The sequence below is a fragment of the Streptomyces nanshensis genome (assembly GCF_001751255.1).
Classification (GTDB): domain Bacteria; phylum Actinomycetota; class Actinomycetes; order Streptomycetales; family Streptomycetaceae; genus Streptomyces; species Streptomyces nanshensis_A.
The window spans coordinates 1-1,590 of the sequence record NZ_LJGW01000564.1 but is presented as its reverse complement, the minus strand read 5'-3'; the positions used below and the strand labels follow the sequence as shown (position 1 = coordinate 1,590).

The 1,590-nt window shown below is 73.0% G+C and carries 1 protein-coding gene and 1 pseudogene; both read left to right on the top strand.

Features of this window, described 5'->3' with window-relative positions; genetic code table 11:
• Positions 1-1,308, top strand: a 1,308-nt coding sequence (locus AN218_RS29760; protein ID WP_079132731.1) for an SAM-dependent methyltransferase, incomplete at its 5' end; no start/stop codon positions are given.
• A pseudogene (locus AN218_RS29755) lies at positions 1,305-1,590 on the top strand (SAM-dependent methyltransferase); the annotation flags it as partial. The gene AN218_RS29760 and the pseudogene AN218_RS29755, both read left to right, overlap by 4 nt.

The window sequence follows — 1,590 nt, the reverse complement described above, 5'->3', positions numbered from 1 at the left end:
GCCGCCGTCGATCCGCGGCGCTGGCCGGATGTGGCCCGCGCGCCCCGGCGCGCACCGCTGCGTACGGCCGTCGCCGCCCGCCTCGTCCGCCGCGCCCTGGACCGTCTGCCGCTGCGGGTGCGTACGGACGGCGGAACGGAGTTCGGACGCGGCGGGCCGCTGCTCCAACTCCACGACGCCGACGCCTTCTTCGCGCGCATCGGACGCTCCGGGCTGATCGGCTTCGGCGAGTCCTACATGGCGGGGGAGTGGGACGCGCCGGATCTGGCCGGGGTGCTCACCGTCCTCGCCGAGCACGTCACCGCTCTCGTACCGCGCCCGCTCCAGCGGCTGCGCGCGCTGTGGGCGGCACGCCGTCCCGCGAGCGGCCGCAACACCGAGGCACACGCGCGTGAGAACATCCACCGCCACTACGACCTGTCCAACGAGCTGTTCGCGCTCTTCCTCGACGACACCCTCACCTACTCCTCCGCGCTCTTCGCCGAACTGCCCGCGACATGGGAGGACTTGACGGCGGCACAGCGCCGCAAGACCGACCGGCTGCTCGACCTGGCCGGGGTGGGCCCCGGCAGTCGGGTGCTGGAAATAGGCACCGGCTGGGGCGAGTTGGCGCTGCGCGCCGCCGCACGCGGAGCACATGTGGTGACGGCCACGCTCTCCGAGGAACAGCTCACGCTGGCACGGGAACGCGTACGGGCGGCCGGGCTGGAGGACCGGGTGACGCTGCTGCTGCGCGACTACCGCCGCCTGACCGGCAGTTACGACGCGGTCGTCAGCGTCGAGATGATCGAGGCGGTCGGCGCGGAGTACTGGCCGGACTACTTCCGCCGTATCGACGGCCTGCTCGCGCCCGGCGGCCGGGCCGCCCTACAGGCCATCACCATGCCGCACGAACGGATGCTGGCGACCAGGAACACCCACACCTGGATCCAGAAGTACATCTTCCCCGGCGGTCTGCTGCCGTCCCTGGAGGCCGTGGAGCGTACGGCCCGCGAGGCGACGGGTCTGCGGGTGAGCGGCCGGGAGCTGTTCGGACCGCACTACGCCGAGACGCTGCGGCTGTGGCGCGAACGCTTCACCGAGCGGGCCGATCGGGCTCGACTCCTCGGCTTCGACGGGACGTTCCAGCGGATGTGGACGTTCTACCTCGCCTACTCCGAGGCGGGCTTCCGTGCGGGATACCTCGACGTGGGGCAACTGTTGCTGACCCGGCCCGGCGACGACGCGGGGGACGGCAGGCACGGCGACGAGAACGACGCGCACGACGAGAACCACGACGAGAACCACGACGAGGAGACGGCTTCATGACCGCAGGCGGCGCCGCACAGCATCTCTCCGCCCTGCTCACGGATCTGCTCGGCACCCCGCTGCCCGTACGGCTGCGCGCCTGGGACGGCAGCGAGAGCGCGCCCGGCGACTCGGCACCGGGCGCGCCCGTACTGGTCGTCCGCTCCCGCCGCGCCCTGCGGCGGCTGCTGTGGCAGCCCGGCGAACTCGGCCTCGCCGAGGGCTACATCACCGGGGACCTCGACGTCGACGGCGACCTCGCCGACGCGCTGCGGGCCGTCTGGCGCACCGTGCGCACCGGCG